The sequence below is a fragment of the Gardnerella sp. c17Ua_118 genome, from assembly GCF_055804255.1.
Window position 1 is genome coordinate 884,826 of record NZ_JANUYT010000001.1, and the last position, 17,313, is coordinate 902,138.

General features: G+C 42.3%; 12 protein-coding genes and 1 tRNA gene. 1 reads left to right on the forward strand and 12 read right to left on the reverse strand.

Annotated features, from left to right (window positions below):
- Window positions 1-73 precede the first annotated feature (73 nt).
- The 4 genes from rpoB to NYP69_RS03615 all read right to left on the reverse strand — a co-directional run bounded on the left by rpoB (window position 74) and on the right by NYP69_RS03615 (window position 6,309).
- Complete coding sequence (gene rpoB / locus NYP69_RS03600) at window positions 74-3,640, reverse strand: DNA-directed RNA polymerase subunit beta (protein WP_415691321.1); 3,567 nt, start codon at window positions 3,638-3,640, stop codon at window positions 74-76.
- Between the two features lie 200 nt (window positions 3,641-3,840).
- Window positions 3,841-4,617, reverse strand: coding sequence for a peptide ABC transporter permease (locus NYP69_RS03605; RefSeq protein ID WP_473410603.1), 777 nt, complete (start codon window positions 4,615-4,617; stop codon window positions 3,841-3,843).
- 64 nt (window positions 4,618-4,681) lie between these two features.
- The gene (locus tag NYP69_RS03610; protein WP_473410781.1) at window positions 4,682-5,350 is read right to left on the reverse strand and encodes a tRNA (cytidine(34)-2'-O)-methyltransferase; all 669 of its coding nucleotides are present in this window, start codon (window positions 5,348-5,350) and stop codon (window positions 4,682-4,684) included.
- An 11-nt stretch (window positions 5,351-5,361) separates the two neighbouring features.
- On the reverse strand, window positions 5,362-6,309 hold the full coding sequence (locus tag NYP69_RS03615) for a DMT family transporter (protein ID WP_004129941.1): 948 nt from the start codon (window positions 6,307-6,309) through the stop codon (window positions 5,362-5,364).
- 616 nt (window positions 6,310-6,925) lie between these two features.
- Between NYP69_RS03615 and NYP69_RS03620 the strand changes: the two genes are divergently transcribed.
- Window positions 6,926-7,010: transfer RNA gene (locus tag NYP69_RS03620), tRNA-Ser, on the forward strand.
- A 73-nt stretch (window positions 7,011-7,083) separates the two neighbouring features.
- Here the strand turns inward: NYP69_RS03620 and rfbB are convergent.
- The 8 genes from rfbB to NYP69_RS03660 form a co-directional block, all read right to left on the reverse strand.
- Window positions 7,084-8,175, reverse strand: coding sequence for a dTDP-glucose 4,6-dehydratase (gene rfbB, locus NYP69_RS03625; protein WP_101889727.1), 1,092 nt, complete (start codon window positions 8,173-8,175; stop codon window positions 7,084-7,086).
- Window positions 8,176-8,257: 82 nt separating this feature from the next.
- Entirely contained in the window at window positions 8,258-9,004 is a 747-nt protein-coding gene (locus NYP69_RS03630) for an NUDIX hydrolase (protein ID WP_101889728.1), read from the reverse strand.
- 96 nt (window positions 9,005-9,100) lie between these two features.
- Window positions 9,101-11,011, reverse strand: a complete 1,911-nt coding sequence (locus NYP69_RS03635) for a hypothetical protein (RefSeq protein ID WP_473412929.1) — start codon at window positions 11,009-11,011, stop codon at window positions 9,101-9,103.
- Between the two features lie 22 nt (window positions 11,012-11,033).
- Window positions 11,034-12,329: a UDP-galactopyranose/dTDP-fucopyranose mutase family protein gene (locus NYP69_RS03640; protein ID WP_473410605.1), complete on the reverse strand. Its 1,296-nt coding sequence runs from the start codon at window positions 12,327-12,329 to the stop codon at window positions 11,034-11,036.
- A 61-nt stretch (window positions 12,330-12,390) separates the two neighbouring features.
- Window positions 12,391-13,356, reverse strand: coding sequence for a glycosyltransferase family 2 protein (locus tag NYP69_RS03645; protein WP_101889731.1), 966 nt, complete (start codon window positions 13,354-13,356; stop codon window positions 12,391-12,393).
- Window positions 13,344-15,122, reverse strand: a complete 1,779-nt coding sequence (locus NYP69_RS03650) for a glycosyltransferase (RefSeq protein ID WP_473410607.1) — start codon at window positions 15,120-15,122, stop codon at window positions 13,344-13,346. Before NYP69_RS03650 ends, NYP69_RS03645 begins: the two co-directional genes overlap by 13 nt.
- 77 nt (window positions 15,123-15,199) lie before the next feature.
- The gene (locus NYP69_RS03655; protein WP_115761725.1) at window positions 15,200-16,456 is read right to left on the reverse strand and encodes an ABC transporter ATP-binding protein; all 1,257 of its coding nucleotides are present in this window, start codon (window positions 16,454-16,456) and stop codon (window positions 15,200-15,202) included.
- On the reverse strand, window positions 16,456-17,301 hold the full coding sequence (locus tag NYP69_RS03660; RefSeq protein WP_473412930.1) for an ABC transporter permease: 846 nt from the start codon (window positions 17,299-17,301) through the stop codon (window positions 16,456-16,458). Before NYP69_RS03660 ends, NYP69_RS03655 begins: the two co-directional genes overlap by 1 nt.
- Window positions 17,302-17,313 lie beyond the last annotated feature (12 nt).

The window sequence follows — 17,313 nt, forward strand, 5'->3', positions numbered from 1 at the left end:
AAATTGTTTTTCTAAGTTTCTTAAAGTGATTAGTGATTAGTGATTAGTGATTAAAACACTTGTAACACTTGTATCACTGGTATTCAGGTTCTTGAATAACTTGGTCTTCTTTGGCAGACGAATCTGGTCGTGCACCAATATTAAAGCCCAAATTTTCAGAAGACGACACCGGATCATCATCTTCATCCTTCATGTCGATTGCCACTCCTTCGGAGTTAAGCACCTCAACATTCAAGGAGAGCGACTGCATTTCCTTGAGCAACACCTTAAAGGACTCAGGAATACCAGCAGGTGGAAGATTATCGCCCTTAACAATAGCGCCATACACGCGCACGCGACCGTCAACGTCATCAGACTTTGTGGTCATCATTTCGTGCAATGTGTACGCAGCGCCATAAGCCTCAAGGGCCCACACTTCCATCTCGCCAAAGCGCTGGCCGCCGAACTGAGCCTTACCACCCAACGGCTGCTGGGTAATCATAGAGTAAGGACCAGTGGAACGAGCGTGAATCTTATCATCAACCAAGTGATGCAGCTTCAAGATGTACATGTAGCCAACAGAAATTGGCTTAGGGAATGGCTCACCAGTGCGGCCGTCAAACAGAGTTGCCTTACCGTCGGAACCAACAAGCTTATTGCCGTCGCGGTCCGCAAGCGTAGTGCTCAAAAGACCCTTCAAAGTCTCTGGGCGCACGCCGTCGAACACTGGAGTTGCAACAGGAGTGCATGGATCGCCGTGCTCGGCGCCTTGTGGCACATACTTCTTCCAAGCAGCCTCAAGGTCTGGATCCAAATTAATATCCCAGCCTGCGTGAGCAATCCAACCCAAGTGAAGCTCGAGCACCTGGCCCAAGTTCATTCGAGAAGGCACGCCCAGCGGGTTAAGCATAATGTCTACTGGAGTACCATCCTCCAAGAATGGCATATCCTCTTCTGGCAAAATGCGGGAAATAACACCCTTGTTGCCGTGACGACCAGAAAGCTTATCGCCCTGCGTAATCTTGCGATGCTGAGCAATGTACACGCGAATCATCTGGTTTACGCCATTTGGAAGCTCATCGCCATCGTCTTCAGCGTCTTCACGAGTGATTTCCTTAACAGCAATCACAGTACCAGTTTCGCCGTGTGGCACGCGCAAAGAAGTGTCTCGAACTTCGCGGCTCTTTTCGCCAAAGATTGCGCGAAGCAAGCGCTCTTCTGGAGTAAGCTCGGTCTCGCCCTTAGGTGTTACCTTACCAACCAAAATGTCGCCAGCTTCTACCTCGGCACCAATGCGAATAATACCGCGCTCGTCGAGGTTTGCAATAGCGTCTTCGCCAACGTTTGGAAGGTCGCGAGTAATCTCTTCGGCACCAAGCTTGGTTTCGCGCGCGTCAATCTCGTACTCTTCAATGTGAATCGAAGAAAGCGTATCGTCTTGCACGAGTCGCTGAGAAATAATCACAGCATCCTCGTAGTTGTAGCCGTTCCAAGGCATAAACGCAACAAGCAAATTCTTACCGAGTGCAAGCTCACCCTTATCTGTTGCAGGGCCATCAGCCAAAACAGTTCCTGCTTCAACGCGCTCGCCATCTTTAATAAGCGGCACCTGGTTGTAGCAAGTAGTCTGGTTGGAACGCTGGAACTTAGAAAGCTTGTAGCTAGATTGAGTTCCGTCATCGTTCATAACGCGAATAATATCTGCAGAAACGTAGGTTACAACGCCTGGCTTTTCGGAAAGAATCACGTCTCCAGAATCAACTGCAGCACGCCATTCGGAACCCGTACCAACAAGTGGACGCTCCGACTTAATAAGAGGCACGGCCTGGCGCTGCATGTTGGTACCCATCAATGCACGGTGTCCTTCATCGTGCTCCAAGAATGGAATCAAGCTTGCGCCAAGAGAAACCATCTGACGTGGAGAAACATCCATGTAGTCAACAGTGCTAACAGGCACATCGACTGCCTCTTCTTCGTCCACGCGAGCAAGAGCCTGAGTGCCAACAAAGTTGCCATTTTCGTCGAGCTCCTGGTTTGCCTGAGCAATAACGTGCTCGGCTTCGCGATCTGCAGTCATATATTCGACTTCGTTAGTCACATGACCATTAACAACCTTGCGATAAGGCGTTTCAATAAAGCCGAATGGGTTGATGCGACCAAAGGTTGCAAGAGAGCCGATAAGACCGATGTTTGGACCTTCTGGGGATTCGATTGGGCACATACGACCAAAGTGGGATGGGTGCACGTCTCGAACTTCCATAGATGCGCGGTCTCTAGAAAGACCACCAGGACCAAGCGCAGAGAGACGACGCTTGTTTGTAACGCCTGCCAAAGGATTATTCTGATCCATAAACTGGCTAAGCTGGGAAGTTCCGAAGAACTCCTTAATCGTAGCGTTAACTGGTCGAATGTTAATCAGCGACTGTGGTGTAATCGCCTCAGCGTCTTGCGTTGTCATGCGCTCGCGCACAACGCGCTCCATGCGGCTTAAGCCAGTACGAATCTGATTCTGTACAAGCTCGCCAACCTGACGGATTCGGCGATTTCCAAAGTGATCAATATCGTCTACGTCTACACGCAACTGCACATCTTCGCCATCGCGCTTTCCTGGGAAAGTCTTTTCGCCAGCATGCAAAGTAACCAAATACTTGATTGTTGCAATAATGTCTTCGCGATTCAAGCTGCGATCGTTGTAATCCGCTTCCAAACCAAGCTTGCGATTAATCTTGTAGCGACCAACGCGCGCCAAATCGTAGCGCTTTGTGTTGAAGTAGAAGGATTCGAGCAAATTGCGACCCGCGTCTGGAGTGGCAGTATCTGCTGGACGAATCTTTCTGTACAAGTCTGTAAGAGCATCGTCTTGAGTATCGATTGGCTCTTTTTCTAGAGCGTCGAGAACAAGAGGATAACCCTGGAATGCTTCGGCAATTTCTGGCTTAGTCATGCCGATTGCCATTAAGAATACGATTGCAGACTGCTTGCGCTTGCGATCTACGCGCACGCCAAGAACATCGCGCTTATCAATCTCGAACTCAAGCCACGCTCCGCGACTTGGAATGATTTTTGCGCCAAAAACGTCTTTATCGGAAGTGCGATCTTGCGTGCGATCGAAGTACACGCCTGGGGAACGCACAAGCTGAGACACGATTACGCGCTCAGTGCCGCCAATAATGAATGTTCCGTGTGGGGTTTGTAATGGGAAATCACCCATAAAAACAGTCTGGCTCTTAATCTCGCCAGTTTCGCCATTTTCAAACTCTGCATTTACGTACAAAGGAGCGGAATACGTGTAATCCTTCTCTTTGCACTCAAGCACAGTGTGACGTGGCTCTTCAAAATATGGATCCGAGAATGTGAGGCTCATTGTCTCAGCAAAATTCTCGATTGGAGAAATCTCTTGGAACACTTCTTCCAGACCAGAGACGTGTGGCACCGTGTGAGTGCCATTTGCCTCATCTTCTTCGACGCGCTTCTTCCAACGCTCGGAGCCGATCAGCCAGTCAAAGCTGTCGGTTTGCACACCGAGGAGGTATGGCACATCGATTGGCTCACAAATGGAGCCGAAATTCACACGATCCGACGCTTTGTGCAACTTAATGCTGTGCTCGTCGGCACGCGCGATGACTTTGGTGGTGTTCGTCGTAGCTTGTTCAGCAGCCAATGGACGTTCCTTTATCGCTAGCTAGTTTTATTAATCCTTGGGAGCTTTAGAAAATCGCAGCAAACGCGCTTAAAATCAACGATTTTGGGTTTGCGGGCGCCTTCTTCGGTTCCTTGAGTATGCCCGCTATATGACACACCGTGTACAAAGAAACGATTTTACCCCTTCGCTTCGACTTTTTATCGTCATTTATGTAGGCACTAGCGAACAGAAATAACCACGGGATTGCTTTGCAACCCTGCTACGTCTTTATGCTCTATTTGCGCAATATACGTTCCGCGCGAAACTTTAGGCAAATCGGAGTCATTCGCGCAATTTTCTCCACTTGGCGTGCCAATCGTAGCGTTTGCATTCCAAGTAAACTTTTTATCGTACGAATCGCCTTTTGCCATAAGTAGCGGCTTGAGTGGAATTACGCACATATCTGATTGCCATTGCGGAACAACTGTTTGTGCAGACTTGTCTTTCGACTTATTCGACTGATTCGACTTATTTTGCTTATTTGACTTATTTGACTTATCGCCTTTTGCGCCAGAAGAATCGCCAGCAGCTTGCGATGAATCGCCTGCACTTTGGCCTATATTCAACACCATTCTTCCGCTCGAAGCGTCAATCCTGCACGAATCGTCGCCTTCGTAAACAATGTGAGCATTAAACTCTAAAGTTCCACCCATTGGAACCGCCTGAGATGCAGCAGATAGCTCAATTCTAACGTCTTTTGCACTGCATTTTTTTATGACTCCAACAGGCCTTGGATCTGGCACAAGCTGTTTAGATAGAGTAACGTCTGAATGTTTGTTTATAGCGGTTCCGATTGCGCTAATGCCCTTAAAAATGCTGACTATGCAAAAAATGCAGAATGCTAAAACAGCCAGCAGCCCCACGCAAACTACGATTCGGCGGCGAATGTACATGCGGCGGCGCGCAGCACTAATCTTCCGCTTAGGTTTACGTTTTAACACAGGCATATTAACCATTGTAATGCATGAGTAGTTTTAAGACTATTTTTGGCTATTTATGGCGATTTCTAGCTATTTATTACTATTTTCCGCCCTCAAATCCAAGCTGACGCCACGCCTCATAAATGGCGATTGATGCGCAATTCGTAAGATTTAAGCTTCTAAGCGAAGGTCGCATTGGCAAGCGAACCTGTTCCGCAACATGCGAGCCTGCCATAATATCCATTGGGTCTGGAATATCTCCTGGCTCTGGTCCAAAAAGCAAAATATCGTTCGGCTTATACTCAACATCTGTGTAAAGTTTTGTGGCGTTTGCAGTAAACGCAATTATGCGAGAATTTGGCATTGACTCAACAAGGTTTTCAAAATTCGGATGCATAACAACGTGTGCCATATCGTGATAATCAAGACCCGCGCGACGAAGCTTTGTGTCTTGAAGATTAAATCCAAGCGGCTCTACAAGATGCAAAATTGTGCCCGTTACAGCGCAAAGGCGAATCGCAGATCCTGTGTTTCCTGGGATTCTAGGCGAATAGAAGCACAAGTGCGGAGTTTGAGTTTGCGCAGTGCTTGCATCTTGCGCGCTTAGCATGGCATCCATAACGCTGATTGGATTTCCGTGCGCGTCTGTTACAAGCTCGTCTGGGCCGTAGTTTGACTTTCGGTAGCCGTACTCATACATCTGCTCTACTCGATTGACTGGGTTTTGCGCATCTGGATTTTGTAAATCCGTGTTTTGTGCATCTTGCATATTCGTCATAATCACCTCAATAAAATCATCATAATAAAAATAAGCGCAAATCCTGCAAAATCAGCCCACGAGAACACAGCTCCAGTAAATACAACAGCCGTGATTGCAGCCATAACAGGCTCGCTCGCGCCCAAAAGCGTTCCGCGCACAGATCCAACTCGCATAATGCCAGCCAAAAACATCCAATATGCGCCAAAAGTTCCGCCAACAATAGTAAAAGTAAACAGCAAATACGCGCTCAAATCCAAAGGAGGCATTGTTTGCCATGGCTTCACAAATGGCAGCATAATAAGACCTGCAATAATAAACGTGATTCCGTTTACAGTAAGATTTCCCCATTTTGCAATCAATTTGACTGGCATAATCGCAAGCGCCGCCGTACTCGCAGCATCCGCTAATCCCCACAAAAGTCCCATCAACGGCAGTGAAAGCGAGCTAAAATTGCCACCCGTTGCCATAAGCGCAGTTCCTGCAAACGCAAGCAAAACACCAATGTTTTCGCGCAAAGTCGGAGTTCTTTTTGACCGCAAACACACGTAAACAAGCACAAAAAGAAGATTGAGGCTTTGCAAAACGGTAGCTGTTCCAGAGTTAGTCCAGTCGATTGTAAAAAGATACGCAACTTGCGTTAAAAGCACGCACACAATACCTGTTACGACTAGCATTGGCCATGATTTTTTTGTGCTTAATGCGCCAACGAGTTGCTTGCGATTAACAATTGAGGCAACAATTACGAATAGCACGCCTGCAGCAAGCTGACGAACGCACGCGATTTGCAGCGGACTTACAAGGTATTTAGACATTAGAATCTTAGAAACTGTAGCGTTTGTGCCCCAAAGCGCTCCGCCAAGAATTGTTAAGATTATGCCAATCATCATTGTGCGCGGACTATGATCAACTGCAGGATTTGTCTTTTTAGGCTTTATTTTTTGGATATTCTTTACAAAACCAACATCCATGCTAAACACCTTCTAAACTTAAATCCTGTATTTGATAATAATCCTGTAGTTTTGCACATCTGTAGTAAGTCGCAAATCACAAATCGCAAATCGCTTACTACATATGAAAAATCTACACTATCATATAATCAACAACACGCACATAATCGACAACACGCAATTGCAAGGATTGTATGTGCAATAAATCTATTGAGGTGATTTAAGAATCGCAAAAACGTTAAAAATGTCGCTCGCGCGTTACAGCGCGCTATGTCGCTCGCGCAGATTAGCTGCGCTCACGTCTTCGCAGCGCAGAAGCAGTGCTTCTGTCTTGAGCTGCTCAGCGCGCAAAATTGCCTTCGCGCGCTACGCTTCAAGCGCTCCGGCAGGTTGGCGCGCGCAGCTATTAGTAGCCGCTCGGCTGATTTGGCATGTAAAGTCCACTGGACTTTACGTTTGAGCGGCTCAGCGAATCGAGGTGATTTCTCGCGCATTATGCAGCTCGAAATCGTCGATTCGCGCTACGCTTTAAGCGAAAAGGCAGGTCGTCGCGCAACGCGCGATTTTGCATTATCCGCACACTATGTTATCTTATTTAAGTTGTCTTTCGTTGTGTGTTTAGCGCAATGATTGATGTGGAGAATTCGCCTAGTGGTCTATGGCGCACGCTTGGAAAGCGTGTTGGTGTAACAGCCTCACGAGTTCGAATCTCGTATTCTCCGCGAGTAGGGTTTCTAGCCAATCGCTAGAAGCCCTTTTTTCATGCCGATTACCCAAAAACGCCCCGGCCTCGTCTTAATGCCCAGAAGCGGCGTAATGCTGCTCAACCTGGTTTTTTATTGGCTCCCACAAATCAACGTTTGCAGCATACCAGTCAATTGTCTCTTGTAGATTCTGCCGCATATCTAAATGCTTAGCGCTCCACCCAAGTTGCGTGCGTATTTTAGACGCATCAAGCGCATAACGCTTATCTTCCCCAGGTCGCTCATTAACATTCATTATGCACGACTCAGTCTTACCCATTATTGTTAGCAGCATTTTTAACAGACTTATATTATTCATCTCGCACTGCGCTCCAATAATGTATGTTTCACAAATTGTTCCACGAACCAGCACTTGCCAAATCGCATCGCAATTATCTTCAACATAAATCCAATCTCGCACAGAATCGCCTTTACCATAAAGTTTTACAGGCATATTGCAGATTATGTTTGTAATTTGACGAGGAATAAACTTTTCAATATGCTGACGAGGGCCATAATTATTGCCACTGTTAGAAATAGTTGCTCTCAATCCGTACGTTCTGCACCATGCGCGAACTAAATGATCACTAGCTGCTTTACTTGCAGAATATGGACTTGATGGCCTGTACGGACTATTTTCGTTAAAACGCTCGCGACTATTTAGCAGCAAATCTCCATACACTTCGTCTGTGCTTACATGATGAAAACGAATATCATATTTTCGAGCAGAATTAAGCAACACGTATGTGCCATAAATGTTTGTGCTCATAAAAGGATCAAAGTATTCAATCGCATTATCGTTGTGTGATTCTGCAGCAAAATGCACAATCGCATCTATTGCAGGCAAAGCATTACCCGAATCAGTTTTATGCAAAGAACTAGGATTAAGCAATTGATCAACTAAATTAGAATCACGAACATCGCCATGGATAAAAGCATAACGCTTGTTTTTAAAATCACCAGGCAGCCCGCGCAAATTATTTATATTGCCAGCATATGTAAGTGAATCAAGCACGCTAACAGCAACATCTGGATGATATTTTGCAATATAATGCACAAAATTTGATCCTATAAATCCAGCACCGCCCGTAACCAGTATGTGTGACGGGCAAAATTCACTATGCTTTTTACTGTTGGCACACATCTCTACAACACCTTTTAGCCACGTTTAAACTTTAAATCAACAATCTTTAAATCAACAATCAGCCTAATAAAATTACCGTTTATTATTGCGGCAAATTATTGTTGCAGTAAATACACCACGCAGCTAAAGTAATCCCATCGTCGATTTTGTTATTTTTAATCATATTTACAATCTCATCGAAAGAAAACCAGTATAAATTACTTAATTCCCAATCGGTTTCGAAGTTTTTTTCGGCGTCTATTTTCGCACCTTCGCCAGAGACTTCCCCAGCCTCTTCTTTAGCGCAAGGAATTGAAATATCCGCAACAGCAATATCTCCACAAATAATTCCCGTATCGGCATAAATTTTCTGCAAAATAGTAACATGTGAATAATTTTTTATACCCGTTTCTTCACGCAATTCACGCAATGCAGTTTCCACAGGATTTTCGCCCAACATTCCCATTCCACGAGGAAATTCCCAATGCCATTTTTTTGTGCTAATACGCCAATGACGCGCAAGCAAATATTCATTATTGTTTATTAAACTATTGTGCGCACTTTGATTAACGTCACTAGAACTTTGTAAAACATCATTGCTCGTAGAACATTTATCTTTGGATTTTCTGCTAACAACACAAACCGCACCAGTAACTTTATTAGCCGTAGAAACAGTATACATGCGAAGCTTTTTGCCGCCTTTGCGCACAGTTACATTTTGGCAATTAACTGTAAAATCAGCACTTTTTTCATCTCGATATATAACTTTTTGATCACCTTCTAGTATAAGCGGAGGCTCATCGTCAATAATATTTTTACCATTAATTAACGAGTCAATATTCTCACTCATATTTATCACCAACTAATTGATAATTACTTTCTTATTTTTCTAGCAGCAGATATAAACCACTTACAATACAAATTCGATTCCAACAGCGCATAATCATTAAGACGCAAAGAACACGATTGTTTTACACGCTGTATGAGTACGCTTTATCCAGTTAAACATATTTAACGCTTCTGGAAGGATTGAAACAATCCAGCTAATCAAAATAATAAAATACACTGGAATCGAACTATCGTTAAACAAAGCCTTGTCGCATAATACAGATATAAAAGCAAACAAAACAACGCCGATAAAGCCTTTAAAAATGTCTTTTCTATCTTTTTCAATATCATCATCTTCTTTAGCTTTATCAACTAAATAAGCAATGTTTAATCCATATTTCTTCTGTTTTTTAAATGATGTTTGCGGGCCACATGCGCGCCACTTTTTTATAGCCGTTTGCGACTTATAACAAAAATTAGCAAATACAGAATTAGGCATTCCGCCTATAACAGATGTAATTTCTCCAGCTAACGCAATTGATTCTTTTGGATTACATTTGCAATAAAAATTAAAAATCGATTTATGGCCATCTGCCAATTTTTTACCGCTATTGGCATCATATTTGTATGCAACTTGAGCATATGAATTTTCTTTAGCATTTACAGTTGTCATATATGCATCAAGCGTCATTGATATTGCTCTTAAATAAACAAACTGATACCAATCTTTAAGCATTTTTTGAGTGCAATATTTATTCGTTTTGGAATTAGAATCTAATGATTCATCTTCCACCGCATTATTTTTAGCAGTAGATTCAAGTATGACTTTATTAAAATCTTCTAATCTTTTACTTTCCTCATCAATAAAATTAAAAGCTTTTGAACGACCACAGTATTCAGGATTTACAAGTTTTAAAATAATATCTTCAAAAAACTTATACTGCTCCATCAAGGTATTACTACTTTTAGAATGACCTTTATTCGCACTAATCTTTTGCAATGCACTAAGCCTTATGGCTTCTTCTTTACATGCGTTTAATATGATTTTTGAATTTTTTTCAGCAAGAGATACAAAAATACCTTTAAATTTTTCAAAATTTTCGTTCTTCTCGTATTTTACTAAGCCATTTTCACAAGCCTCAATCCACTCATACCATCTTTGCGCAAGAAAATCATATTTACCACAGGATTTTGATCCATCTTTACCTAAATCATGTTTTTCAAAAATTTCCTCAAACGCATCCGCTACCGATTGCACTTGTTTTTTAACGCAATCTAAAGAAACATCACCTTTAGCAATATTTAGATTATGGGTTAGTTTTTTACAAATATCTGGATTATTTTCTACAGTCTCTTTTGATAATGTTTTACCAAAAATGCAATATTTTAACGGTCTTAGCCTATAAGAATTTTCACCATTTTCCAAGCCATTTTCCAAGCCATTTTCCAAGCCATTTTCCAAGCCATTTTCCAAGCCATTGTCTTCTTTAACATTTTTAACATTTTTAACAGTGAAAAAACTGAGGAATGATTCAAATATATTATTTCCTCTTCCTCGAATAATTATTGAAGGATTACGGCTATACGAAAATGAATCATTAAACCCACTAGAATCGTTAGAATCATCTTGCTCTACTACATTAGTCAACATATCTGCAATATCTTTTGGACCAAAGAGTAGGAAAAATATGCCATCAAAAAGCTCTGCGTCAGTAATTAGAATATGCGGAGAATACAAATAAGCAGTGCGAATTATTCCAGCAAAATAATTACGTATTTTAGGGTATCTATGTAAAAGTGAATGCACTTTGTAGTTTGTTTTATTGCCAATCCACAAATTGTCAAAACTAACTACATTATTTTTAGATTCACTAATATCTTTATTATTCCAAGAATCAGAATTAATCTGTTTTACAATATCGCTCCACACAGTTGCTTGCTCTGTGGAATCAAAATTAGAAACAGTTGTCATACGAGTTTTTTGTATCAGCTCTTTAGACTCATCTGCTTTCTTAGAATCATGTAACATATTCCTATTATAAAAACGAATATTACAAATTGGCAGAAGAATCAAGCAAAGGCGCAACTTGCGATTCGTAAGCGTTTAACGCCATGTCAATTACATTGTGCATGTCGTAGTAGCTGTACGTACCAAGCCTTCCGCCAAAAACAGTGCGCGCCTCTGCTGCAGCAAGCTGAGAATATTGCGCATACAAAGCCTTATCTTCCTCGGTGTTTACAGGGTAATAAGGCTCATCATCGCGAGTTGCAGCGCGCGAATACTCTTGCCAAACAACAGTTTCCCCTGATTTAACGCTTTTGCCTGGCACAAAATCAGCATTTCCGCTAGCATCCACGCCAGCATCGCCAGCATCCACGCCAACTTCCCCACGCTCTGGATTAAAGTTTTTAAACTCAATCGCGCGCGTAAACGGAACATCCGCATCTGAATAGTTCATAACAGGGCAGCCAAAGTGGTCATTCTCCTTATAACGCACCTCTTTAAAGTCAACAGTACGCCACTTTAACTCGCCAAGCGCGTAGTCAAAATACCTATCCACTGGCCCCGTATAAACCACTGGCACTCCAGCTTCCGCCAGCGCGCGCTTGTTAAACAGCTGAGACTCGTCGAAAAAGTCCACGCCAAGCGAAACATGAATTAGCGGATTATCAATCATGCGCTGCATCCAAGCCGTGTAGCCATCCGTTGGCAAGCCTTCCCAAGTGTCTTTAAAGTAGCGATTATTGTAGTTAAATCGCACAGGCAAGCGCTTAATAATTCCAGCAGGCAGCTTAGAAGGATCCGTTTGCCACTGTTTTGCCGTGTAATTCTTAATAAACGCCTCGTAAAGCGGGCGCCCAATTAGGCTAATACCTTTATCGTTTAGATTTTGCGGATCTTTACCAGCAAACTCCCCTGCTTGGCTTGCAATAAGCGCCTTTGCTTCTTCTGGAGTGTAGTGCGCGTGGAAAAATTGGTTAATTGTACCCAAGTTGATTGGCAACGAATACACTTCGCCATTGTGAGTTGCATAAACGCGATGCACGTAGTTAGTAAACGTTGTAAAGCGGTTCACATAGTCCCACACGCGCTTGTTGCTTGTGTGGAAAAGATGCGCGCCATACTTGTGAATTTCAATTCCCGTGCGCTCGTCAAAATACGAGTAAGCGTTGCCGCCAATGTGATTACGCACGTCAATAATCTCAACGCGAGCGCCAGCGCGTTCTGCCGCTTGCTGCGCTACGGTTAAGCCGAACAATCCTGCTCCAACAACTACTAAATCTGGGTATTCTTGCGACTTTGCATTAGAATTTGCATTAGACTTTGCATTATTATTTTCGCTCATTTTGCTTTCCTGTAATAAGTTGCTTTCCTGTAATACGTTTTGCTTGGCTTATTTATTCTGTTTAATTGGCTTGTTTATTTTGCGGAAAATCCACTTTTGGATTAAAACTGATTGCTTTAAGCATTTGCTTAATCATTCTAATCTTAAGATTGCGCTCAACACGGCCACGCCTCATTTGCCTAATCACATTTGCGCAGAACAGCAAATACTTTGCTTTGCCTTCGTGGTGAAGCCTGTAAGACGCCTGATTTCGCACTCCGTATGCAAATTTCCACGCGTTTTTTTGATCAATCATCGTAAAGTTTACGCCCTTGTTTGCTCCCATATCGTGTACAATCACGCTATCTAGCACTTGCACGCCTGGGCATACGCGAGTTATGCGCAAAGTATATTCCGCATCGTCAAACCAAATAAAGTACTCTTTAAATGGCAATCCATACTTTTCCATAACCCAACGAGGTATAAGAACGGAAACAAACGAGCAGCTTGTTACCATAACAAGATTATTAAAGCCCTTAGCAATAAGTCTACCCCAATCCCAAGTTGGAACAGGATTGTTCATTTCGCAGATTGACCCATCCACAAACTTAACCATTGAGCAGGCGTATGGAACATCTGGGCCAAGCTGATCAACCGCACTGTTAAAGCCATTAAGTAAATTCTCTAGAGCTTTAGGCTGTGGGTAGCCGTCATCGTCAAAAATCCAAACAAAATCGGCGCCCAACTCATAGCCCTTGCGCATGCCTGCAGAAAATCCACCCGCTCCGCCAACGTTTTCTGGCAGAGTAACAACATTAAGATTAATCCTATCTTTCATAGAAAAATCGCGAGCAAATTCTTCCAAATATTTTGCAGTGCCGTCTGTGGAAGCATTGTTAACAATAATCAACTGATCTGGAACACGCGTTTGGGACTGCAACGACTCTAATACCGTTTTTAATTTTTCTAACCTGTTAAAAGTCACTACAACAGCCGCAACATTGATGCTATCTTTTGTTTTGCTGGCGTCCAACATTACTTGCTCCATTCTTCGAATAACTTAGTGAATAACGTTTCGGCAGATTCGAGTTTTGCAAACAGACTCAAATTATTAACTTCTTCCTTCCACAATAGTGAACGATACGAATCGTCTTCTAGTATTTTGCACAATTCTTTTACAGATGCTTTAACAAAACTAGACGTCATTCTTGGCAATAGCGCGTAAGACGGAATAACCGTTTTTTGCGAGCCAACGTTTGTTGAAAGAACTGGGACTCCGCAAGACAACGCCTCAATGGTTGTAAGAGTAATCCCTTCGTTTACCGAACTTATTAAAAGCACGTCGGCATCATCGTAAGTTTTTTGCGCTGGGACACTCATAGACCTGCGCTCAATAACATTTTCAAGATGATATCTAGATATAAGCTCTGTTACAAAAGTATCTAAATCGCCATCTCCATGCAAAATAAAGTGGAATTTTCCTGGATACTTTTTGTTTAAAGCTTTTGCAACAAGAACAAATGCCTCAGGGCGCTTTTGCCTTGCGACTCTTCCCACAAACGCAACGTTTATAGTATTCTTATTTTTTCTAGACGATACGCAACTGCAGCTCTTGCTAGTAGTAAGACCAATAAGAGGAGCGTCTATAATCTTGGACGATTCAATTCCATGCACATTATGCAGCCAATTTTCTAGTTGCGGAGAAATAACATGATGCAAGTCAATCCAATTATCGTGAGTTAAAGCCTCATGAGGATAACCGCCTCGATTTATATATTCCACAATATGAAGAGAATCAACAATATGCGTATTTGGGAAGAATTTTTTAACCCACCAAATGTGGTCATAAATCCACTGGCAATGGTGGATTGCAATGCCCCTAATATCAAACTGTTCAAACAATGATCTTAAAAGTGGAACATCTCCCCAACATTCTTTAGCAGGAGGAGTAAGCGGCAAGATAAGAGCATCATCACAAAAATCTTTTGTAATCCACGGATGGTGACTATCTCGATCCGCAATAACAATCGGCAAGAAACCAGCTTTTTTGGCTATTCTTATAGTTTCTACAGCCCATCTTTCTGCGCCGCCAGCCTGAAGCCAGTGCACGCCAATAATAACAGCCTTTTTAGCGCCTTCAACTCTTTTAGCAGGCGGAACACACTCTAGAAAATTAGGAACACCATTAGTTTTGCTAGCATTATTTAGATTTTTATTATCTAGATTTTTAAAGCAATCTTTTCCACTCTTAGCAGCACTTCGCTGACTACTATTTGCAACTCCTTCAAACAGCTTTTGATTCCAAGGATTGTACGCTAAAACAGACTTTTTTGAATCATACTCACGCTTTCTTCGCAACGCCTCTCTAACAATGTCAAAGGCTGAAGGCGCGTAAAGCTCGCACTCTTTATAAATCCTCTGCTTTAAAGTATCGGATTTGCAATAATTCATAACATCGTCGTCTGTTGCATCATCTGGAGTTAGCAAAAGATACCTAATGTCATTGTCTTGTATAAGTTTTCCTTCATTCCAGATTTCTTTTGTATATTCGCTTTGCGTTGTAACAGTTGACTGAGCGCTAAAAGTAAAAATCGGCTTTAATCCAGCGCTTTTTGTACAAACGCCATTAAAAACTGAAAAATCAGCCAATCGCGGATACTGCCATTTTTGACCCATGTAAACTTGATATTGCAAAGTTCTAGACGGTGCAGTTAGTGAATGATAGTTTATAGCGCCCACAATAAGCCTGCGTTGGCGCTCGCTTAAAGAGTCTATAAACTGCTTTGCTTTTTCATCTACTTTAAAAAGATTCATTCCCAAATACCCTTAATTTTAGCTTGTTTTTTGTTATAAGTCTTTGTTAAATACGTGTAAGCTAACTACAAATAAGGCTAACATTTATAATGCTTTAAGCAAGTGAAAGTCATAGCATTGTCATTTAAGAGCGCATACTCACGGTTTCGACTATCTCTTACAGCAAACATGCACGAATTATTGTCGTTAGTAAACGCGATCATGTCGGTGTCGTCTGGATCCGTCGCGCTCCTTGTGCGCAAGGAGGCTACGAGCTTAAATTCGCCATTATTTAAGATTTTAAGCGGCACTTCAAATTCAGCACGCTGACGACCTTCACCTTCTAACTCAATGGTGTCTCCACCAGTGTCATACGCAATTCCACCACGCTTTATATCGTGCATTGCCACAGCTATAAAGTATTTTCCAGGTTCGTTGAACTCGTATTCTACAGCAAAACGGAATGTTTCATTACAGTTGAGCAGCTGCTTGCTAATTGGTACAATGCGCATAAACGGTACACGCTTGTTTAAGCCGATAGAATATCCGTCAGCACTATTGTTGTTCTTTTTGTTGGAAAGATTTTCCAGAGTATAACGATTTGCAACGTCGTCTTTATCTCCGCTAACAATAACTTCGCCATCTTTAATAAGAACTGCTTTATTGCAATATTTCTTTACAGCATTCATATCGTGAGTAACAAGAATAACTGTTTTGTTAGCATCTTTTTTGACTTTTGCAAAATACGCATCACATTTGCGCTGGAAAGCCTCATCTCCAACTGCAAGAACTTCGTCTAGAACAAGAATATCTCCCTGAGCTTGAATTGCTACAGAAAAAGCTAAACGCACCTGCATGCCCGAAGAATAGTTTTTAAGTTTTTGATCCATAAACTCTTCGAGTTCTGCAAAACGAACAATATCGTCATACATGTTTTCAATTTGCGCGCTTGTAAATCCTAGCAATGCGCCGTTTAAAAACACGTTTTCGCGACCAGTTAATTCTGGATTAAATCCCACTCCAAGCTCAATAAATGGCACTAATTTGCCATTTACGCTTATTCTGCCAGAATCTGAAACGTAGATTCCAGAAATAAGCTTAAGCAAAGTGGACTTTCCGCTTCCATTGCGGCCAACTATGCCAAAGAAGTCGCCTTTGCGCACTTTAAAATTAATATCGCGCAGAACATGCTGTTCTTTGTATCCTTTAATTCCGCGCGTCCAATTAATAAACGCCTGCTTTAGACCACTTGCCTGCTCGGTTGGCAGCTTAAAATATTTTCCAACATGATCAACAGAAAGCACAACTGGACGAGAATCGTCTTCTTTAGTATTTTCTAAATTGACTTCGCTCATTACATCACCTCAGCAAACTTGCGATTGCACTTGCGGAACGTGTATACGCCAAGTACGCACAAAAGTACAGTTAGCACTACTGGAACCATCATTAATAGCGGAGATCCAACAAGATTCCAAACAGTAGGCTGGGTTAAAGGAGCTACAAGATTGTGGCGCAAATCTTGAATACATTGTGCAATAGGGTTAAGTAACTGCACTTTTGCAATAACCGTTCCCCATCTTCCTAAAGAGTTATTACCAATCACCATGCTTAGAGGGTAAATAATTGGCATTGAGTAAAACAGCACTTGTTGAACAACATCCCACAAATGTGCAATATCTCTAAAATACACGTACATTGTAGAAAGAAGCAGGGTTATTCCTAGCGCAAGCACGTAAAGTTGAATACAATTAAGCGGCACTAGCAGCAACCACCATGTAAATTGAACACCCGAGCATATTGCAAAAATAATAACAACAACAAGATTTATTGCAAAGCTGATTAACGCTCCAACAGTTGCCGAAACCACCACAATGTAGTTAGGAAAATGGATTTTACGCAGCAAATCTCCACGGTCTACCACCGCACGCAAACCAATCGAAGTGGCCTCACCAAAGAACTGCCATGCGCTAATGCCAAGCAAAAGCACAACTGGATAGGTTGGCGTGCCATCCGACATTCGCAAATACTTTGCAAAAACTGCATACATTACACAAAACAGCATGAGTGGGCGCAAAACCGACCACGCAACACCCAAGAAGGAGCCTTGATAGCGCAACTTAAAGTCTGTTTTTACCAATTCTTTAAGAACCACCCACGAATAGTGGTATCTTGCGCGCAACTTATCTACAATGTTTTTCACAAGATATATATT